Genomic DNA, 18479 nt, shown 5'->3' on the forward strand with positions numbered 1-18479 from the left:
TGGAACCCGCGCGGGGCTTACTCGCGGACCCAGGTCTGGGCGCGGCAGATGAAGGCTACGCAGCCGGACACGTCCAGCTTGGCGCCGCCGGCCTGCAGCTTCATCTTGGACTTGTAGGTCTTGCCGTTGCCCGGGTCCAGGATGGTGCCGCCGGACCAGGCGTTGGCGCCATCGGCCTTCAGGTTCCACAGGATGGTCATGCCCTTGACCGGCTTGTTCTTGTTGGCGCCCTCGCAGCCGTCGCAGACCGGATTGGGGCCCTTGTCCGAGTGCAGGATGTCCACGACCTTGCCGGTCAGGGTGCCGTTGGTGGCCTGGGTGATCTCCACGATCGACTTCACCTTGCCGGTCTTGTCATCGATGGTCTTCCAGCGGCCGACGGCGCCGTCGGCGGCGCTGGCCGACATCGCGGCCATCATCAGCGGCAGCGCCAGCAACAGGGTCTTGAAAGTCTTGCGCATGTTCCCCTCCCAGGGATGTCCGTGAACGCCGGCGCAGGCGGCCGGTACAGGGCCGACTGTATACCCATTCGCTCCGGTACGGAACGTGCCCGGCGCACGGTTCAGCCGGCGTCGGCCGGGATCTCGTACAGCTCCAGCGGCAGGTCGTCGGGGTCGGCGAAGAAGGTGAACCGGCGGCCGGTGTACTCGTCCACCCGGATCGGCTCGCAGGCCACGCCGGCCGCGGTCAGCCGCGCGATCATCGGTTCCAGCGCGTGCACGCGGAAGGCCAGGTGGCGCAGGCCCTGCGCCTCCGGGCGGCTGGCGCGGGGCGGCGCGCCCGGGAAGGAAAACAGCTCCAGCTGGCTGCCGTCGGGCAGGGCCAGATCGAGCTTCCAGGAGTCGCGCGCCTGCCGGTAGTTCTCGGCGATCACCCGCAGGCCGAGTAAGCGCGTATAGAAATCCTTCGAGCGTGCGTAGTCCGCGGCGATCAACGCCACGTGGTGCACACCGATCAGGGGCGAGGGATGCGTATCGTTCATTGCAGGGTGTCCAGCCAGCGCCGGGCGATCTGCAGCGCCAGCGGATAGGGTTCGGGGGCGTTGCGGTTGCTGAGCACGATCACCGTGAGGCGCTGCGCCGGATAGCGCAGGATCACGTTGCGGAAGCCGATGCTCTCGCCGCTGTGCCACTGCGCGCCACCGTTGAGCCGCCAGCCGAAACCGTAGAACGGCACGTCCGGCTCGGCGGTGCGCGTGGCAGGCGAGAACATCTGCTTCAACGATGTCGCTTTCAGCAGGCGCTGGTCATACAGCGCCGCGTCCCAGCGGGCCAGGTCATCCAGCGACGAATACACGCCGCCATCGCCGAGCACCGCACTGGTCGGGCTCTGGTCGGTGCGCTGCCAGCGCCCGTCGCGCTCGGTGTAACCGTAGGCGCGGCGCGCGATATCGTCCACGCCGTCCTGGTGGGCGGCACTGTCGTGCATGCCGAGCGGCAGGAAGATGCGCTGGCGCAGGAAGCGGGCGAAATCGGTGCCGGAGGCCTTGCCAACCACCAGCGCCAGCAGCGCGTAGCCGCTGTTGCTGTAACGGTAGGCCGTGCCCGGTGCGAAGTACGTCCGATCCTGGCCTTCGAGCAGGTGCAGCACATCCTGGTCGTGTACCTGCGCGGTCGCGTCGGCGGCCATCAGGTCTTCGTAATCGAGCAGGCCGCCGGTGTGGCTGAGCAGCTGGCGCAGGGTGATGGCATCCGCCGCGGCCGGCAGCGAGGGCAGCCAGCGCTTCACCGGATCGTCCAGGGTCAGCGCGCCATCTTCGGCCAGCAGCAGGACCGCCGCGGCGGTGAACTGCTTGCTGACCGAGGCCAAGCGGAAATTGGTCTGCGCGGTCACCGCGGTGCGATCTTCCAGCACTGCCAACCCGTAGCCGCGACGGAACACCGGCTTTCCGTCGTGCAGCACCAGCACCGCCGCACCCGGAACCTGGCCGTCGTAGCGTTGCATCAGCGCATCGATGCCCGGGTCCGGTGGCGTCAGCACCGGCGCTGCCACGACAGCACCGCTCCCGGCGATGCACATCGCACTGATCCACACACGCAGATGCCGGACGATGTGCATGCTCGTTTCCTTCGGGGGTCAGGGCGCAGGTGTTGTCGCACCATTTGGGCTGGCGATCCAGCGGGCGATCTTGGCATCGAGGATGTCCAGCGGCATCGAGCCGTCGCGCAGCACTTCCTCGTGGAAGCGACGCGCATCGAAACGCGGCCCCAGCGCAGCCTTGGCCTTGTCGCGCAGCTCCATCATCTTCAGCTCGCCCAGCCCATTGGCCAGGGTCTGGCCGGGCAGGGCCATGAAGCGCTCGACTTCGGCGGTGGCATCGGTGGTGCTCATGTCCGCGGTCTTGACCAGGTAATCGACCGCCTGGCGCTTGCTCCAGCCCTGCGCGTGCACACCGGTGTCGGCGGACATGCGCGCGGCACGGGTCAGCGCGGCCTGCAGGTAGCCGATGCGCTCGTACGGATCCCGGTAGACGCCCAGTTCCTCGCCCAGCGATTCGGCGTACAGGCCCCAGCCTTCGACGAAGGCGATATCGCCGCCCAGGCGACGGAAGCGCGGCAGCTTGTCCAGTTCCTGCTGCAGGCCCAGCTGCACGTGATGGCCCGGGATGCCCTCATGCAGGAACTGCATCGGCGCGGACCAGCGGCGTCGGCTCGGCAGATCGCCGGTGTTGATGTACAGCACGCCCGGGCGCATCCCGTCCGGCAGCGGCTGCTGGTAGCTCACCGCGCCGGCGGTGGCCGCGCGTTCGGGCTCGACCGCGCGGATCTCCATCGGCGCCTTCGGCAGCGTGCCGAGCAGGGGCGGCAGGCGCGCATTGACCTGGCTCTGCAGCTGCTTGTACCGGTTGATCAGCGCATCGGCGTTGGCGTACTGGAAATCGCGATCGGTACGCATGGTCCGCAGCAGCTTCTGCTGCGAGCCGCGGAGCCTGTTCTCTTTCATGATCGTGGCGATCTGCGCCTGCAGCGAGGCCACGCGCTGTTCGGCCAGTGCATGGATCTGCTCGGGCGTCAGCGTGGAGGCGGTGCTCTGCACGATGGTCTGCGCATACCAGGCCTTGCCGCCGGGCAGGCCGGCCAGGCCATCGGTGCTGCGCGCGGCGGGCAGGTACTCGGTGGCGATGAAACCGCGCAGGGCGCGGTAGGACGGCATGATGCGGAACTCGATCATGCGCTTGTACTCGGCGCTGATCCGCGCTTTGTCGGCTGCCGGGAAATCCTCGGGGAGGTTGCGTACCGGCGCCCAGAAGATGCTTTCTTCGGCGGTCGGCTTGATCACCGCATCCAGCTGCGGCAGCACTTTTTCCATCAGATCGCGCGGCTGCACCACGCCGGCGGCCATGCCTTGGCGCATGTTCGCGATGGCCTGCTCGAACAGGGCGGGAATGCCCAGCGAGCGGCGCGACCAGCCATCGTAATCCTGCACCGTGTTGAACGGTTGCGCGCCGGAGCCGGAGCCGAGGATGGCCATGATGCTGCCCAGGTTGTAGTACTGGCTCACCGGCAACATCCAGCCGGGGAACTGCTCGGCGGCCAGCGACATGCGCGCATCGCGCACGAATATCTCGTAGCTGAGCAGGTCCTGGCCGGTCAGGCCGTCCGGGCCGATCTTCTCGACCTTGCCCAGCCATTCCACGGTGAAGTCATGCGACTGCTGCCGATAGGCGGCCGAGAGGATGTTGGGGAGCTGGTCGTTGTGGCGGCTGTCGCCCTGGAAGGTGGCCTGCAGCGGATTGAGCCGCATCGAGGCATCCCAGTATTCGTCGTAGATGCGGTCCAGCTGGGCGGCCTTGCTCTGCTGGCGCACCAGCGGCTGGCGGGCCGGGGCGGCCGCCGGGCGTGCACGCGGCTTGGCCTTGGGCTTGGCGGCGGGCCGGGACTGCGTCGCGGCGGGCCGGGTGGCCTTTTTCTTGGCAGCTTCGGCCGGAGCGGCGGCACTGAAGGCCATCAATGCGGCGATGGCAAGCGCCAGGGCGCGGGCGGGGTGGGGCATCGGCTGTTTCCGTAAACGCACAGACCCGGGAGCTTGCCCGATTCGCCTGCGTACGGCCAGCATCGCTCCCCGGTCAGCTTTGTCATGTACGGCGCCCAGTCAGCTGCGGCAGCGTGATGCTGCCGCGCTGCTCAACGATCGCCGGCGCGGGTGAACGGCATGGTTTCCGGGGCGACCGCGCCGCCGGAGATGATGAAGCTCATCGCCTGGTCCACGGTCCAGTCGGTGGGCGTCAACAGCTCGACCGGCACGATTTCCAGATAGCCCGAGGTCGGATTGGGGGTGGTGGGTACGTAGACGGCGGCCAGCTCGCGGCCGCTGCCTTCTTCCTTCATCACCCGCGTCACCAGGCCGACCGACTTCATGTCGCGATGCGGGAAGTCGATCAGCACCACGCGCTGGGTGCTGCCCGGTTCGGTCTGCAGCATGTCCAGCAGCTTCTTGGCGCTGTCGTAGATGATGCTCGCCAGCGGGATGCGCTTGATCACCGCACCGAACCAGCGCAGCAGGCGCTGGCCGATCACGCGGCGGCTGAGCACGCCGACCGACAGGATCACCAGCAAGGTGGCGGCCAGGGCGATGATGTCCTGCATCCACTCGACCTTGATCCAGCCCAGGTAATGCGGGAACGAGGCGGCGATCCGCTCGGACAGCGGCACCACCAGCGGGCTGGAAATACCCGAGAGCAGCACGAACACGAATTTGACCACCACCCAGGTCAGCCAGATCGGCAGCAGGGTCAGCAGGCCGGTCAGGAACAGCCGCTGCAGGGAGGGACGCGGAACGAGTTGGGGGGCTTCGGGCGACATCCGCGCATTGTAGCGGGGGCGATGTCCGGTTTACGCTGCCGGTCCCCGCAGGACGCGGGGGCCGGGGAGAACGCTGTGGTGAAGAATGGACTGAAATGGGTGGTCGTCTCGATCCTGAGCCTGCTGCTGGCCGTGGTCGGGGTCTGGGCGGCCTCGCGGTTCTGGCCGCTGCCGGCCGAGCAGCGCGAGGCGATGCGGCTGCTGCAGGCACCGCTGCCCACGCCCGGCGCGAATGGCTTCAGCGCGTTGTGGACCCTGCGCCATGACGGTCTGGATGCTGCCGGCCGCGAGGCCGTGATGGCGCAGGATGTCGCGCGTTGGCGCCAAGGGACGCCCGGCCAGCGGCCGGTGGACTCCAGCGCGGACGGGCGCTACCCCGCGACCCCGATTCCGGCCTCGGCGAACTGCGGCCGCCGGGCCGTCGGCTGTCTCGAGGCGGTGCGCGCCGACCCCGACCGGTTCCAGGCCGCGCATGCCGGCCATGAGCCGCTTCACCAGCGCGTGGCCGCGATTGCCGGCTACGGTCACTTCGTCTCCGCGTTCGCGCCGTTCGATACCGACCCGATGGTGCCGCTGCCGGCTTTACAGCCGGTGTTCGATCCGGTGTCCGCGCACGCGCTTGCCCATGTGCGTGGCGACAGTGGCGCCGCACTGGCCGGTGCCTGTGCGGACATCCTCAGTGGGCGCCGGATGGCGGGGCAGGGCGACACCCTGATCACCAGCATGATCGGCGCGGCGATGGTGGAGAGCAACGCGCGGCTGCTGGCCGACATCCTGGTCGAACTGCCCGCCGATGCGGCCGTGCCAGCGGTCTGCGACGCTGCACTGGCGCCGATGACGCCCGCCGAGCAGAGCCTGTGCACCGCGATGCGCGGTGAGTTCGCGCTGGCCGGGGCGGGCCTGCGCCTGTCGAGCGGGGATCCGGAGGGAAACCGCCTGCTGTTGGATGTGCCACGCACCCAGGCACGCATCGCGCCGCGCTACGCGTGGGCATGCGCCGCCAGCGCCGAGCTGGTCGCCGCGCGGGATGCGCCCACGCCGATTCCCGGGCCGGCGCAGGATCGCTTCGCCTGTATCGCCAATCCGCTGGGCTGCACCCTGGCCAACATCAGCGGACCGGACATGCGCCAGTACGCGGGCCGCCCGCAGGACGCCGCCGCGATGCTGCGCCTGGTGGCGGCGCAGCGCTGGCTGCGGCAGCAGCCGGTGGCGGTGTCCGTGGCGCTGCAGACCTTGCCCGAGGCGCTGCGCTCGCCCACGCGCACGCCGGTACTCAGCGAAGAGGGGCAATGGTTGCAGGTGGATCGGCGTGTGGTCGTGGACGAGCTCGGGCCGACACTGCGGGTGCCGATGCGCGCGCCGGCACGGTGAGCGGCGCGCGGTTGGCGGTGTTCTAGCGGTCGTCCGCCGCCTCCAGCGGCTGGAATGCACTGCCATCGCCCACCGTCTCCAGCGTCCAGCGGCGTGGCGAGGTGAGCGTCTCCCAGCGCACGCTGTCTTCGTCCGAGTCGATGCTGCCCTCGGTGTGGCGCACGCGGCGGGTCGCGTAGTTGATGCTCAGGCTTTCGGTGTGCCCCGAGTTGCGCATCAGCGAGCTGTTGTCGTAGCCGATCAACGCGAAAGCGCCGTCCTGCCAGCGGAAGGTGAAGCTGGCCGAACCGGTCGACCAGCTGCCGGCATTGGAGAAGAAGAACAGCGTGGTGCGCAGCGTGCCGCGCGCGATCGAGACGCCGGGGCCGTCGTCAAAGACATCGGACAGGTTGGGCGCCTCGTGGCGGGTGATCAGCGTGTGGTTCTGCGCGGCCAGCGTGTAACCGCCCGCCGGACCGGCGAACGCAATGGCGAGCATGCGCGGGTTGCTGTCCAGCGGGCTGATGCCGAAGCCATCGTGTTCGACGATGTTGCGCGGATCCTGCTGGCGCAGCACCAGTACCAGATCATCGCGCTGGTCGCCGTTGAGGTCGCCGCTGAGCTGTTCCTCGATGCGCCAGCCGGTCGGCAGGAACCCGTCGGCCATGCTGGCACGCGCCGGCAGCACCGGATAGTCGACCGGCGGTATCCGCAGTTCCTGCGCAGACGCGGTCAGGGCGGTGAGCAGCAGCGGGGGCAACAGGAGCAGGCGCATGGTCTTCCGTGGCGGGGATCAGGCGCGCGAGCATAGCAAGCGCGCCATCACTCACCCCGCGCGCTGGCGTGCCTCGGGCTTGAGCCGCAGGTAGACCTGCTTGCGCACGCGGGCGATCACGTCGCCGTTCGCGTCGACAATGTCATTGCTGAACCAGTGCAGGTATTTCCCGCCGCTGGCGGTGGCGGCCCGCAACTGCTCCAGCAGTGTCTCGTCCAGACGGAACTCGGCCACCACCGTGCCGCGGCCCGGCGTGAGGAACTCGATCTCGCCGGCGCGATCCCAGACGTAGTAATCGCGCCCCAGGTTCTGCATCACGGTGAGCATCCAGAACGGATCGGTCATCGCGAACAGGCTGCCGCCGAAATGCGTGCCTACGTAGTTGCGGTTCCATGGGCGCATGCGCAGCTCGACGCGCACATGGCGGTAGTCCGGGCTGACATCGGTCACGTGGATGCCGGTGAACAGGAACGGCGGCCATAGATTGATGCCGTGGCGGAAGACGGAGGCCTTCATTCGGATCACGTCACGCTGGGGAGGTGATCGAAGTCTACCATTCGCTTGCGTATGGTGGGCGGTGGAGGCTCAGCCGGGGCCGCCGTCGTCGACCGCATAGCCGTTGCGCCCCGCGGCCTTGGCCTGGTAAAGCGCCGCGTCGGCCCCTTCAAAATAATGCCGTGGTTCCGTGTCCGGGCCCGGCACCCGGGTAAACACGCCGGCGCTCAGGGTGATATGCGTGGTCGCACTGCGGCCGGCCGGAATCTCCAGTCCCTGCGCCCGCGCCACCAGATCCTGCACCACCTGCACCGCGCCTTCCGGCGTGGTGTCGGGCAGGATCAGCGCGAACTCGTCGCCGCCGAAGCGGGCGGCCATGTCGCGGGGACGACGCGCGTGCGCACGGATTTCCTGGGCGATCCTGCGCAGCACGGTGTCGCCGGCCTGATGGCCGAACTCGTCGTTGTGCCGCTTGAAATGATCCACGTCGAGCAACACCAGGCTCAGCGGCCGTCCGCTGCGGCGACCGGCATCGTGCTCGGCCTGCAGGGTCTGCTCGAAGCGCAGCCGGTTGCCCAAGCCGGTGAGCGCATCGCTGTTGGCCTGGTGCCGCCAGGCACTCACCCGCCACAGCGTCCACGCCAGGAGCACGGTCAACATGCCGGTCAGGGCCGCGGCCGGCGCGAACCACAGATGGCCCGCACGCAGCAGCACGAAGCTCAGCAGCAGCGTCAGCGGCAGGGCGAGTACACCGCTCTGCCACGCCCGCGGCAGCGTCAACAACAGGCAGCACAGCGCCACCAGCAGCCCGGTGAGGGCGCTCTGCCACGCCGGCGGCAGCGGGTTGATCACCTTGTCGGCAAGCAGCATCGAGGCGACATTGGCCTGGTACTCGCTGCCACTCATCCAGCGCTCGCGGGTGGTCGGGGTAAGCAGGCGCGGCGTGATGCCGCTGGCGGTCATGCCGACCAGCACCAGACGTCCGCGCAGCAGCGCCGGGTCGACCTCGCCGTCGAGCACGTCCACATAGGACACCTGCGGGAAGCGTTCGGGCGGTCCGGCGTAGCGCACGCGCACGTAATGGTCGCGGCGCCACTGGTAGGGCGAGGCCACCGTCGGCTGGTCGTCGTGCAACCCGGGCAGCGGGCCCTGTGTGTTGGCCAGTGCCAGTCCAAGCGCTGGCCAGTGCGGTGCGCCGATCCCGGCGGTGAGGTAGAGACCACGGGCGACGCCATCGCCGTCGACTTCGATATCACTGTGGCCCAGGCTGGCCGCGTTGGCGGCGATCAGCGGGATCGGCAGCAGTTCCTCGGCCATGCGCGGGCCACTGGCGGGCGCGGCCAGCACCGGCAGCACCACGTGTCCGTTGCGGCGGATCGCCGCCGCCAGTTCGGCATCCTGGGTGCTGTCCTGGCGGTCCGGTTCCGACAACATCAGGTCCAGCACCACGCGCTCGGCACGGGCATCGGTGAGCCGGTCCAGCAGGCGTGCGTGGGTGCCGCGCGGCCACGGCCACTGGCCAAGCTGCTGCAGGCTGTTGTCGTCGATCGCCACGATCAGCAGGCGCGCATCCGGCGTGTACTCCCAGCCGCCGACGTACGCGTCGTACACCGCCTCATCCTGTTTCCAGAACCACTGCCAGTGACTGGCCACGACCGCCAGCGCACCGACCAGGGCTGCCAGCACGATGCGTTGCGGCCAGGGCAGGTGGAGGGGGGTCACAACAGCAGCCACAACAGCAGTGCACCGCCCCCGGCGGCGTAACAGGTGCGGCACGGCAGGGCGATCTGCTGCGCCGGCGAAAACGGACCGGCGTAACCGTCCTCGTCGATGTACTGGACGCGCACGTGCAGCGTGCCGCGCCAGGGGCGCTTGATCGACACCTCCGGCTGGTCGAGTTCGCGGTCGAGCAGCGGCGCGCTGAAATCGCCGCGGTGGTCCAGCTGCACGCGGTAGCGCTGGCCGGGTTCGCCGGCCTGCCAGCGCAGCGTCAGCTGGCCTTTGGCGGCTTCGGGCGGCTGCAGGGCCGGGTCGACCGGCAGATCGGTAATGGTCAGCGGCAGGGGCTGGCCGAACCGGCCGCGATGGCCGTTGCGGTCCACCGACGCCACCCGCCAGACGTAGTCGCCGGGCGCCAGGTCCTGGTCCGGGCGCAGCTGCGTGCCGCGGCCGTCCTGCTCCAGCACCGGGGCGAGGAACTGCGGATCGCGGGCGATCTGCAGCACGGTGCGCTCGGCATCGGCGACCCGGGCCCATTCGAAGCGCGGTCGCGCGCTGTTGACGGTCTGCCCATGCAGCGGGCGCACCGTCAGCGGCGCAACCGGCTGGTCACGGACCTTGAAATCCTGCCCGGCATCCAGGCCTTCCACCTGCGCCGCGCTGACCGCCCGCACCAGCACGCGCAGATCGCCCGGCGGCAGGTCGGGCAGGGTGAGCGCGGTGGCGTCGGTGTCGCGCGCGAACAGCAGCACGTCGGGTTGGTCGGCGCGGACGACTTCAACCCGGTAGCCCATGGCGTCCGTCACCGGCTGCCAGGCCAGGGCTGCGGGCAGGGTGGCCAGCCGCTGCGGATCGGTGGAAAGCACGGGCGCGGGCAGCAGGGCTTCCAGGCCTGCGGGTCGCGCATCCAGCGAGGGGCTGCGCGTGGCCTGGCCGCCGGTGACCAGGCGTTGGCCGCGGCGGTTGCCGACCTGCACGCGGCCTTCCAGCACTTCGGTCGCCGCGCCGCGGCCCTGCAGGCCGGCGCTGACCCGGAACACGGTGCCACGCACGCTGCTGGTCGCGGTGGGCGCATCGATGATGAAGCGCGACGCCGGGCCGCTGGCGGGCGTCACCCGGTTGCTGGCGCGGCCCTGCTCCAGGCGCAGGCGGGTGTCGACCATGCCGGTGTGGCCATAGCGGGAGAGCTGATCGAAGCGCAGGCGCGAACGTTCGCGCAGCTGCAGGTGCGAGTCATCGGCGAACACCACGGTGACGCTGGCATCCTCGCCGGTGATCAGTTCCTGGCCGATCCGCAGCAGATCGCCTTCCAGCACATCGCGGCGAGGCTGACCGTCGGCTTGGCTCTGCACCGGGCCGCGGACGGCGAGCACCCGCGCCGGGGCGGGCTGCACCTGCAGCCAGGCCACGGGGAAGCGCAGTTGGCTGCCGGGCGGCAGGCGGTAGGGATCGGCGATGCGGTTGTGCGACTGCAGCTGTTCCCAGGCGATGGTCGGCTTCAGGTAGCGGGCGCTGAGGTCCCAGATCGTATCGCCGGGCCGGACCCGGTAGGTCCAGTCCTGGGCCAGGAGCGGCGCGGTGGACAGCATCAAGGCCACCAGCACCAGCAGGCGGGCAGCTAAAGAGAAGCAAGGCAATCGGGTCAATCTCACGGTCGTTCACGGCCCTGCAAGGCGGGGCGCAGCCAAGTAGGCCGCCATGGCCCAGACCTCATCCTCCCCGATGGATCGCGGCCTCCAATGGGCCGCGGCGGCATTATTGCCCGGGAGCCGTGCAGGGTTTCTGAACGTGATTCACGTCACACATCGAAGACGGGCGTTCGGATAGACGACTTCGCAGGGCCAGCGCCCCGGCAGGCGCTGGCCCTGATCGATCAGAACAGCAGCGACGCCATCCGGCGGCGGTACTGGCCGACCAGATCTTCATCCTCGATCACCTTGAAGGCGTCGATCAGCAGCTTGCGCGGGCGACCGTCGTCATACGTGCGGTCCCGGCGCAGCATGTCCAGGAACTGCTCCAGCGCGGCGGCGTCCTGTCCGGACAGCAGCAGCTGCACGCCACGCAGATGGCGGGCCTGCAGGTCATCGCCATTGGCCGCGATGCGGGCATCCAGCACCTCGGCGGCCGGGGCATCCTGCAGCGCGCTGGCGAACTCCAGGCGGGCCCGGGCGCGCACGGCGCGATCATCGGTGGACAGATTGGCCGGCAGCGCATCGATCAGTGCCGTGGCCTCGGCGGTGGCACCGGTCTGCAGCAGCGCCAGGGCAAGGTCGAGCTTGAGCTCTTCCTTGTCCGGCTCGGCGGCGATGGCCGCGCGCAGCACGTCGACCTGGGCCTGCGGATCGAGCGGAGCGGCTTCTGCCACCTCCTCGACTTCTGCTGCGGCCTCCAGCGGCACCACGCCGTGCTGGCTCAGGAACTCGCGCAGCTGACCTTCCGGTACCGCGCCGGGGAAACCATCGACGATCTGCCCGCCCTTGACCAGGAACACGGTCGGCACCGAGCGGATCTGGAAGGCGGCCGCGATCTGCTGTTCCTTGTCGACATCGACCTTGGCCAGCTCGAAGGCACCGTGGTATTCGCCGGCCAGCTTTTCCAGCATCGGGCCCAGGGTCTTGCAGGGGCCGCACCAGGTGGCCCAGAAATCGACCAGCACGGGGGTCTGCAGGGATTTCTGCAGGACCTCGGTCTCGAAGGTCTCGGTGGTGGCGTCAAATACGTGCGGCAGATCGCTCATGGTTTCAGATCAACGGGAAACTGGAGAGGAAGTGTATGGTGCCGCCCGCCGCCGGACGCAACCCCACCGCGCGGAATCGGCCGGGAACGGCGACAATGCAGCCCTTGTGAACAGGCCGGGTGCAGCATGTCGGGACTTCATCGTTGGGAACGTGCGCTCGGCATTGCCGCCGCCGTGTTGTTCGTGGGCGCGGTGCTGGGCTTCGGCGCGGCGCTGCCGCTGTTCGATCCGATCGGCCACCCGGTCGCACTGCTCGGCGCGATGGGCGTGCCGCATGCGCTGGCGTTCAACATCGTCGGCTTCGCGCTGCCGGGCCTGCTCGCCAGCCTCGTCGCGCTGCGTCTGCTGCTGCGGGTACCGCGGACGGCACCGTGGTCGATGCGGGTGGGCGCGCAGCTGCTGATGCTGGCCGGGGTCGGCTTCACCGCGATGGGGGTGTTGCCGCTGGATACCCGCGATCTGGACAATCCGGCCAGCCAGTACCACGCCAGTGCGTGGATGGTCTGGGTGCTGGCCTTCGTGCCCGGGGCGGTGATGTCCGGGATCGGCGCGCTGCGGCTGCCGGCGTGGCGGGCCGTGGGCGCGCTGCACCTGGCCTGCGGGCTGGGCGTGCTGCTGTCGGCCTTCGCGCTGCAGGTGCTGCTGCCTGCGCCGCTGGCCCAGCGGGTGGCCTTCGGTGTGTGGCTGGTCTGGCTGGTGGCGGTGCTGCCGCTGGCCCCGGGCGCGTGCCGCGCCTGAGCACGGTTCGCCTGCCGCTGCGCCCCGGCACCGCGCCGAGGCCGGGGCAGGGCGATGACGTATTCGGCCAATCTCCAGTCAATTCAATGAGATGACGGGTTTGGGCGATGCGGTGGGCACCCTCGATTGGAGCCCTTTGCCGCACTGCGGTACCCTGTGCCGCTTTGCCGCCGCACTAGCGTTTTTATGACCAGCGTCGAACCCAACGTTTACGATCCGCAGCAGGTTGAATCCGCCGCCCAGCAGTATTGGGATGCCACCCGTGCCTTCGAGGTCACCGAGACTTCGGACAAGCCGAAGTTCTACTGCCTTTCGATGCTGCCGTATCCGTCCGGTGCGCTGCACATGGGCCACGTGCGCAACTACACGATCGGCGACGTGATCAGCCGCTACAAGCGGATGACCGGTCACAACGTGCTGCAGCCGATGGGCTGGGATGCGTTCGGCCTGCCGGCCGAGAACGCGGCGATCAAGAACAAGACCGCGCCGGCCAAGTGGACCTACGCCAACATCGAGCACATGCGGGGCCAGTTCAAGGCCATGGGCTATGCGATCGACTGGTCGCGCGAGTTCGCCACCTGCACGCCCGAGTACTACGTGCACGAGCAGCGCATGTTCACCCGGCTGATGCGCAAGGGCCTGGCCTACCGACGCAACGCGGTGGTGAACTGGGACCCGATCGACCAGACCGTGCTGGCCAACGAGCAGGTCATCGACGGCCGCGGCTGGCGTTCCGGCGCACTGGTGGAAAAGCGCGAGATCCCGCAGTGGTTCCTGCGCATCACCGATTACGCCCAGGAACTGCTGGACGGCCTGGATGAACTGCCGGGCTGGCCGGAGTCGGTCAAGACCATGCAGCGCAACTGGATCGGCCGCTCGGAAGGGCTGGAGATCCAGTTCGACGTGCGCGATGCCGACGGCAGCACGCTGGACCCGCTGCGCGTGTTCACCACCCGTCCGGACACCGTGATGGGCGTGACCTTCGTGTCGATCGCCGGCGAGCATCCGCTGGCCCAGCACGCGGCGAAGTCCAACCCGGCGCTGGCCGCGCTGCTGGCCGAGATGAAGCAGGGCGGCGTGTCCGAGGCTGAACTGGAAACCCAGGAAAAGCGCGGCATGGACACCGGCCTGCGTGCCCTCCATCCGGTCACCGGCGCCCAGGTGCCGGTGTGGGTCGCCAACTTCGTGCTGATGGGCTACGGCACCGGCGCGGTGATGGCCGTTCCCGGCCACGACCAGCGCGACAATGAATTCGCCAACAAGTACGGCCTGCCGATCCGCCAGGTCATCGCGTTGAAGTCGCTGCGCAAGGAAGAAAGCGCATACGACGCCACCCGCTGGCAGGACTGGTACGGCGACAAGACCCGCGAGACCGAGCTGGTCAACTCCGAAGAGTTCGACGGGCTGGATTTCCAGGGCGCCTTCGAGGCACTGGCCGAGCGTTTCGAGCGCAAGGCCCAGGGCCAGCGCCGCGTCAACTATCGCCTGCGCGACTGGGGCGTGAGCCGCCAGCGCTACTGGGGCTGCCCGATCCCGGTGATCTACTGCCCGAAGTGCGGCGCCCTGCCGGTACCGGAAGAGCAACTGCCGGTGATCCTGCCGGAGAACGTCAACTTCGTCGGCACCGGTTCGCCGATCAAGGCCGATCCGGAATGGCGCAAGACCACCTGCCCGGACTGCGGCGGCGCGGCCGAGCGCGAGACCGACACCTTCGATACCTTCATGGAGTCGAGCTGGTACTACGCGCGGTACACCTCGCCGGGTGCCCGTGATGCGGTCGACAAGCGCGGCAATTACTGGCTGCCGGTCGATCAGTACATCGGCGGCATCGAGCACGCGATCCTGCACCTGATGTATTTCCGTTTCTTCCACAAGCTGCTGCGTGATGCACGCATGGTGGACAGCAACGAGCCGGCGCAGAACCTGCTGTGCCAGGGCATGGTGATCGCCGAAACCTACTACCGCCCGAACCCGGACGGCTCCAAGGACTGGATCAACCCGGCCGATGTCGATGTGCAGCGCGACGAGCGCGGCCGCATCGTCGGGGCGACCCTGATCGCCGACGGCCAGCCGGTGGTGATCGGTGGCACCGAGAAGATGTCCAAGTCCAAGAACAACGGCGTGGACCCGCAGGTGATGGTGAGCAAGTACGGCGCCGATACCGTGCGCCTGTTCTCAATGTTCGCCGCCCCGCCGGAACAATCGCTGGAGTGGAACGAAGCCGGCGTGGACGGCATGGCCCGCTTCCTGCGTCGCCTGTGGGCACAGGTGCAGAAGCACGCCGCCGACGGCGCCGCCCCGGCCCTGGACGTGGCCGCACTGAACGCCGAGCAGAAGGCGCTGCGCCGCAAGACGCATGAAACCATCGGCAAGGTCGGCGACGACTACGGCCGCCGCCACAGCTTCAACACCGCGATCGCCGCAGTGATGGAACTGATGAACGCGCTGGCCAAGTTCGATGACGTCAGCGCGCAGGGCCGTGCGGTCCGCCAGGAAGCGCTGCGTGCCACCGTACTGCTGCTCAATCCGATCACCCCGCATGCCAGCCATGCGTTGTGGCAGGTGCTGGGCCACGCCGAAGAACTGCTGGAAGACCAGGCGTTCCCGCAGGCCGATCCGGCCGCGCTGGTGCGCGATGCGGTGACGCTGGCGGTGCAGGTCAACGGCAAGCTGCGCGGCACCATCGACGTCGCCGCCGATGCCCCGCGCGACCAGATCGAAGCACTGGGCCTGGCCGAGCCGAACGCAGCCAAGTTCCTGGAAGGCCAGGTGGTGCGCAAGATCATCATCGTGCCCGGCAAGATCGTGAACATCGTGGCGGCCCCGCAGGGCTGATCCTGTCGTACCACCGGGTGCCTGCGCGCCCGGTGGTACGGATCTCCAGGGACCGATACGGGAGGCGCCGCGCGGGCGGTCCGGTATCAAGTCCTGTTCACGCGGCATCCGGCACGATCACTGCTTGTTGCCGCGACCGCCCGGCTCCTACAGACTGTGTCCATGACCCGATTCCTGCTTGCCCTTGTCCTGACCGCAACCCTCGCCGGGTGCGGCTTCCATCTGCGCAACAAGTTGATGCTGCCGGCCGATACCGCGGCGGTGCAGGTGGTCTCCACCGCGCCTTACAGCGAACTGGTCAAGTTGCTGCGCCGTGGCCTGCAGGCCTCCGGGGCGCAGATCGCCGACAGCGACAGCACCGGGCCGGCGGCCCAGCTGCAGGTGCTGTCCGAGCGTTGGGGTGATCTGCCGATCGCGATCGATGCCCAGGGTCGTGCCCAGGAATACAGCCTGCGCTACGCCGTGATCTTCATCTTCCGCCGCGAAGATGGCAGTGAGCTGGTGCCGCAGCAGGTGATCGAACTCTCGCGCGATTACGTGTCGCCGCCGACCGACGCCACCGGTACCACCACCGAGCGCGAGATCCTCGCGGACGAACTGCGTCGCGAGATGTCCGCCTCGATCATGCGCCGCATCGACAGCGTGGTCCGCGCCGAGCTGGAACACGGCCGTGCCCCGGCCAAGCCGGGTACCGCGCCGGTCGAGCCGCCGGCGGCCACCCCGGCCCCCCCGACGTCGACGACCCCGACGCCGGCGGTACCCGCCGACGTTCCGCAGGGGCACTGAGTCCGGTCCGCCTGCGGATCGGCCTGCCCGCATGGAACTGCGCCCCGAACAGCTCGCCAGCCAACCGGCCAGCCAGCCGTTGGCACCGGTCTACCTGATCGCGGGGCCCGAGACGCTGCGCGTGCTTGAAGCGGCCGATGCCGTGCGGGCACGTGCCCGCGCCGATGGCGTCAACGAGCGCGAAGTGTTCGATGCCGATGGCCGTGACTTCGACTGGAACCAGCTCGACGCCAGCTTCAACGCGCCCAGCCTGTTCAGTGCGCGTCGCCTGATGGAACTGCGCCTGCCCAGCGGCAAGCCGGGCAAGGAAGGCGCGGAGGTGATCAGCCAGTTCTGCGCCAATCCGGCCCCGGACGTGATCCTGCTGATCACCTGCAACGAATGGAGCAAGGCACACCAGACCAAGTGGGCCGATGCCGTCGGCCGCGCCGGGGTGATCTCGGTGGCCTGGGCGATCAAGCCCCATGAACTGACCGAGTGGATCGAACGTCGCCTGCGCGGCAAGGGCCTGCGTGCCGATCCACAGGCCGTGCAGCGCCTGGCCGAGCGGGTGGAGGGCAATCTGCTGGCCGCTGCCCAGGAAATCGACAAGCTGGCCCTGCTGGCCGATGGCCAGACCCTGGACGTGGAGACCATGGAGTCGCTGGTGGCCGATGCCGCCCGTTACGACGTGTTCCGCCTGGTCGAAGCGACCTTCTCCGGCCAGCCCGCCGCGGTGCTGCGCATGATCGCCGGCCTGCGTGCCGAAGGCGAAGCCGTGGCCGCGCTGACCCCGATCGTGATCCGCGAACTGCTCTCCACCGCCGGCCTGGCGCGGGTGCAGGCGCGCGGTGGCAACCTGGCCGCGGAGATGAAGAGCCGTGGCATCTGGGAATCGCGGCAGGCGCCCTTCAAGCGCGCGCTGCAGCGTCACCCCGAGGTCAAGCGCTGGGAGCGCTTCGTGGCCGAGGCCGGGCTGGTCGACCGCATCGCCAAGGGGCGCGCCGACGGCGATGCCTGGCTGGCGCTGGAGCGGTTGCTGATCGCCGTCTCCGAAGCCCGTGCCGTGCGCCTGCTCGCCCGGGCCTGAGCCCATGGGGCTGCGCATCTATTACGGCGGGACCTTCGATCCCGTCCATCTGGGCCACCTGGCCATTGCCCGTGCCGCACGCGACAAGCTGCAGGTCGCCGTGCGCCTGCTGCCGGCCGCCGACCCGCCGCACCGCCCCGCCCCCGGCGCCGACGCCGCGCAGCGCCTGGCGATGCTGGGCCTGGCCATCGGCGACGAGCCCGGCCTGCTGCTCGACCGCCGCGAGCTGGACCGGGCCGCGCGCAGCCCCGGCGTGCCGTCCTATACCGTCGATACGCTGCGCGAGCTGCGCGCAGAGCTGGGCCCGCGCCAGCCGATCGCCTGGCTGGTCGGCGCCGACAGCCTGCTGGCCCTGCCGAGCTGGCACGCGTGGACCGCGCTGTTCGATCTGGCGCATTTCATCGTCGCCGACCGCCCGGGCAGCCCCTTGGCCGACACGCCCGACCCGGTCCTGGCACAGGCCCTGGAGGGGCGCTGGGCCAGTCACGAGCGCGCGTTGTTCACCGCCCCGGCCGGGCGCCTGCTGCGCCTGCAGGCCCCGCTGCGCGAGGAATCGGCCACCGCCGTGCGGACCCGGATCCAGGCCGGCGGCCCCTGGCAGCAGTTGCTGCCCGAGCCGGTGGCCGGCTATATCCGCGACCACCGCCTGTACGGCGCAACACCGTCGTGAATACGCGCGGGCGCGCCGCCCCGTATAATCGACCCCACATTTATCGAGTTGACCCGCTTTGAGCAACCAAGCCCAGCCCCAGACCATCAAGGTCCAACTGCCCAATCCGGCGCCCTCCGTTCTGCAGCTGCTCGAGTGCGTGCGCGGGGCCACCGAAGAACTGAAGGCGAAGGATCTCGTTGAGATCGACGTCATCGGCCGCTCCAGCGTCGCCGATTACATGGTGATCGCGTCGGGTACCTCCAGCCGTCACGTCAAGTCGATCGCCGACGAGGTGGTGAGGTTCGCCAAGAAGCTGGGGGTGATGCCGCTGGGCGTGGAAGGCGAGCGCGAAGCCGAGTGGGTGCTGGTCGACCTGGGCGACGTGATCGTCCACGTGATGCTGCCGCGCGTGCGCGAGTTCTATGCGCTCGAGCGCCTGTGGACCGTGGGCGACCAGCCGCCGATCGAACTGCTCGACGATGCGGACGACGACTACGACGCGCGCTGATCGCAGCGTGCAG

Annotated in this window: 17 protein-coding genes; 7 read left to right on the top strand and 10 right to left on the bottom strand. The window is 69.2% G+C overall.

Annotation, left to right across the window (positions count from 1 at the left end):
- Window positions 1–17: 17 nt before the first annotated feature.
- The 5 genes from HDC96_RS00370 to HDC96_RS00390 all read right to left on the bottom strand — a co-directional run bounded on the left by HDC96_RS00370 (window position 18) and on the right by HDC96_RS00390 (window position 4802).
- Entirely contained in the window at window positions 18–461 is a 444-nt protein-coding gene (locus HDC96_RS00370) for a DUF2147 domain-containing protein (protein WP_179458282.1), read from the bottom strand.
- 101 nt (window positions 462–562) lie between these two features.
- Window positions 563–982, bottom strand: coding sequence for a VOC family protein (locus HDC96_RS00375; protein WP_179458283.1), 420 nt, complete (start codon window positions 980–982; stop codon window positions 563–565).
- On the bottom strand, window positions 979–2019 hold the full coding sequence (locus HDC96_RS00380) for a serine hydrolase domain-containing protein (RefSeq protein WP_179459563.1): 1041 nt from the start codon (window positions 2017–2019) through the stop codon (window positions 979–981). The genes HDC96_RS00375 and HDC96_RS00380 overlap by 4 nt, the downstream gene beginning before the upstream one ends.
- Before the next feature lie 57 nt (window positions 2020–2076).
- Complete coding sequence (locus HDC96_RS00385; RefSeq protein ID WP_179458284.1) at window positions 2077–3993, bottom strand: DUF885 family protein; 1917 nt, start codon at window positions 3991–3993, stop codon at window positions 2077–2079.
- Between the two features lie 131 nt (window positions 3994–4124).
- Window positions 4125–4802 (bottom strand): DUF502 domain-containing protein, encoded by a 678-nt coding sequence (locus HDC96_RS00390; protein WP_179458285.1) that lies wholly within the window; start codon window positions 4800–4802, stop codon window positions 4125–4127.
- 78 nt (window positions 4803–4880) lie between these two features.
- On the opposite strand from HDC96_RS00390, the gene HDC96_RS00395 reads away from it, so the two are divergent.
- Window positions 4881–6173: a hypothetical protein gene (locus HDC96_RS00395; RefSeq protein WP_179458286.1), complete on the top strand. Its 1293-nt coding sequence runs from the start codon at window positions 4881–4883 to the stop codon at window positions 6171–6173.
- Window positions 6174–6195: 22 nt separating this feature from the next.
- On the opposite strand, the gene HDC96_RS00400 is transcribed toward HDC96_RS00395, so the two are convergent.
- The 5 genes from HDC96_RS00400 to trxA all read right to left on the bottom strand — a co-directional run bounded on the left by HDC96_RS00400 (window position 6196) and on the right by trxA (window position 11878).
- Window positions 6196–6927: a hypothetical protein gene (locus HDC96_RS00400; RefSeq protein WP_179458287.1), complete on the bottom strand. Its 732-nt coding sequence runs from the start codon at window positions 6925–6927 to the stop codon at window positions 6196–6198.
- 51 nt (window positions 6928–6978) lie between these two features.
- Entirely contained in the window at window positions 6979–7443 is a 465-nt protein-coding gene (locus HDC96_RS00405) for a DUF4442 domain-containing protein (protein WP_179458288.1), read from the bottom strand.
- A 69-nt stretch (window positions 7444–7512) separates the two neighbouring features.
- On the bottom strand, window positions 7513–9144 hold the full coding sequence (locus tag HDC96_RS00410) for a CHASE2 domain-containing protein (RefSeq protein WP_179458289.1): 1632 nt from the start codon (window positions 9142–9144) through the stop codon (window positions 7513–7515).
- Window positions 9141–10730 carry a FecR domain-containing protein gene (locus HDC96_RS00415; RefSeq protein ID WP_179459564.1) on the bottom strand — a complete coding sequence of 530 codons (1590 nt, stop codon included), beginning with the start codon at window positions 10728–10730 and terminating at the stop codon, window positions 9141–9143. The genes HDC96_RS00410 and HDC96_RS00415 overlap by 4 nt, the downstream gene beginning before the upstream one ends.
- A gap of 284 nt (window positions 10731–11014) precedes the next feature.
- Complete coding sequence (gene trxA, locus HDC96_RS00420) at window positions 11015–11878, bottom strand: thioredoxin (protein ID WP_179458290.1); 864 nt, start codon at window positions 11876–11878, stop codon at window positions 11015–11017.
- A 126-nt stretch (window positions 11879–12004) separates the two neighbouring features.
- Between trxA and HDC96_RS00425 the strand changes: the two genes are divergently transcribed.
- The 6 genes from HDC96_RS00425 (at window position 12005) to rsfS (ending at window position 18466) form a co-directional block, all read left to right on the top strand.
- Entirely contained in the window at window positions 12005–12616 is a 612-nt protein-coding gene (locus tag HDC96_RS00425) for a DUF998 domain-containing protein (protein WP_179458291.1), read from the top strand.
- Window positions 12617–12802: 186 nt separating this feature from the next.
- Window positions 12803–15451, top strand: a complete 2649-nt coding sequence (gene leuS / locus HDC96_RS00430; protein ID WP_179458292.1) for a leucine--tRNA ligase — start codon at window positions 12803–12805, stop codon at window positions 15449–15451.
- A 162-nt stretch (window positions 15452–15613) separates the two neighbouring features.
- The gene (gene lptE / locus HDC96_RS00435) at window positions 15614–16237 is read left to right on the top strand and encodes an LPS assembly lipoprotein LptE (protein ID WP_179458293.1); all 624 of its coding nucleotides are present in this window, start codon (window positions 15614–15616) and stop codon (window positions 16235–16237) included.
- A 31-nt stretch (window positions 16238–16268) separates the two neighbouring features.
- Window positions 16269–17306 carry a DNA polymerase III subunit delta gene (gene holA, locus HDC96_RS00440; protein WP_179458294.1) on the top strand — a complete coding sequence of 346 codons (1038 nt, stop codon included), beginning with the start codon at window positions 16269–16271 and terminating at the stop codon, window positions 17304–17306.
- A 4-nt stretch (window positions 17307–17310) separates the two neighbouring features.
- On the top strand, window positions 17311–17976 hold the full coding sequence (gene nadD / locus HDC96_RS00445; RefSeq protein WP_179458295.1) for a nicotinate-nucleotide adenylyltransferase: 666 nt from the start codon (window positions 17311–17313) through the stop codon (window positions 17974–17976).
- A 58-nt stretch (window positions 17977–18034) separates the two neighbouring features.
- Entirely contained in the window at window positions 18035–18466 is a 432-nt protein-coding gene (rsfS, locus tag HDC96_RS00450) for a ribosome silencing factor (RefSeq protein WP_179458296.1), read from the top strand.
- The last annotated feature ends 13 nt before the right edge of the window (window positions 18467–18479 follow it).

Origin of the sequence: Stenotrophomonas sp. JAI102, from assembly GCF_013409105.1 — a bacterium.
GTDB classification, from domain to species: Bacteria; Pseudomonadota; Gammaproteobacteria; order Xanthomonadales; family Xanthomonadaceae; genus Stenotrophomonas; species Stenotrophomonas maltophilia_AA.

Excerpts from the sequence above, each read along its gene's own strand:
- HDC96_RS00415 (WP_179459564.1), bottom strand. The coding sequence starts at position 10,730 with ATGCTGTCCACCGCGCCGCTCCTGGCCCAGGACTGGACCTACCGGGTC.
- HDC96_RS00425 (WP_179458291.1), top strand. The coding sequence starts at position 12,005 with ATGTCGGGACTTCATCGTTGGGAACGTGCGCTCGGCATTGCCGCCGCC.
- lptE (WP_179458293.1), top strand. The coding sequence starts at position 15,614 with ATGACCCGATTCCTGCTTGCCCTTGTCCTGACCGCAACCCTCGCCGGG.
- HDC96_RS00380 (WP_179459563.1), bottom strand. The coding sequence starts at position 2,019 with ATGTGCATCGCCGGGAGCGGTGCTGTCGTGGCAGCGCCGGTGCTGACG.
- HDC96_RS00385 (WP_179458284.1), bottom strand. The coding sequence starts at position 3,993 with ATGCCCCACCCCGCCCGCGCCCTGGCGCTTGCCATCGCCGCATTGATG.
- HDC96_RS00370 (WP_179458282.1), bottom strand. The coding sequence starts at position 461 with ATGCGCAAGACTTTCAAGACCCTGTTGCTGGCGCTGCCGCTGATGATG.
- HDC96_RS00400 (WP_179458287.1), bottom strand. The coding sequence starts at position 6,927 with ATGCGCCTGCTCCTGTTGCCCCCGCTGCTGCTCACCGCCCTGACCGCG.
- trxA (WP_179458290.1), bottom strand. The coding sequence starts at position 11,878 with ATGAGCGATCTGCCGCACGTATTTGACGCCACCACCGAGACCTTCGAG.
- HDC96_RS00405 (WP_179458288.1), bottom strand. The coding sequence starts at position 7,443 with ATGAAGGCCTCCGTCTTCCGCCACGGCATCAATCTATGGCCGCCGTTC.
- HDC96_RS00375 (WP_179458283.1), bottom strand. The coding sequence starts at position 982 with ATGAACGATACGCATCCCTCGCCCCTGATCGGTGTGCACCACGTGGCG.
- holA (WP_179458294.1), top strand. The coding sequence starts at position 16,269 with ATGGAACTGCGCCCCGAACAGCTCGCCAGCCAACCGGCCAGCCAGCCG.
- nadD (WP_179458295.1), top strand. The coding sequence starts at position 17,311 with ATGGGGCTGCGCATCTATTACGGCGGGACCTTCGATCCCGTCCATCTG.
- leuS (WP_179458292.1), top strand. The coding sequence starts at position 12,803 with ATGACCAGCGTCGAACCCAACGTTTACGATCCGCAGCAGGTTGAATCC.
- HDC96_RS00390 (WP_179458285.1), bottom strand. The coding sequence starts at position 4,802 with ATGTCGCCCGAAGCCCCCCAACTCGTTCCGCGTCCCTCCCTGCAGCGG.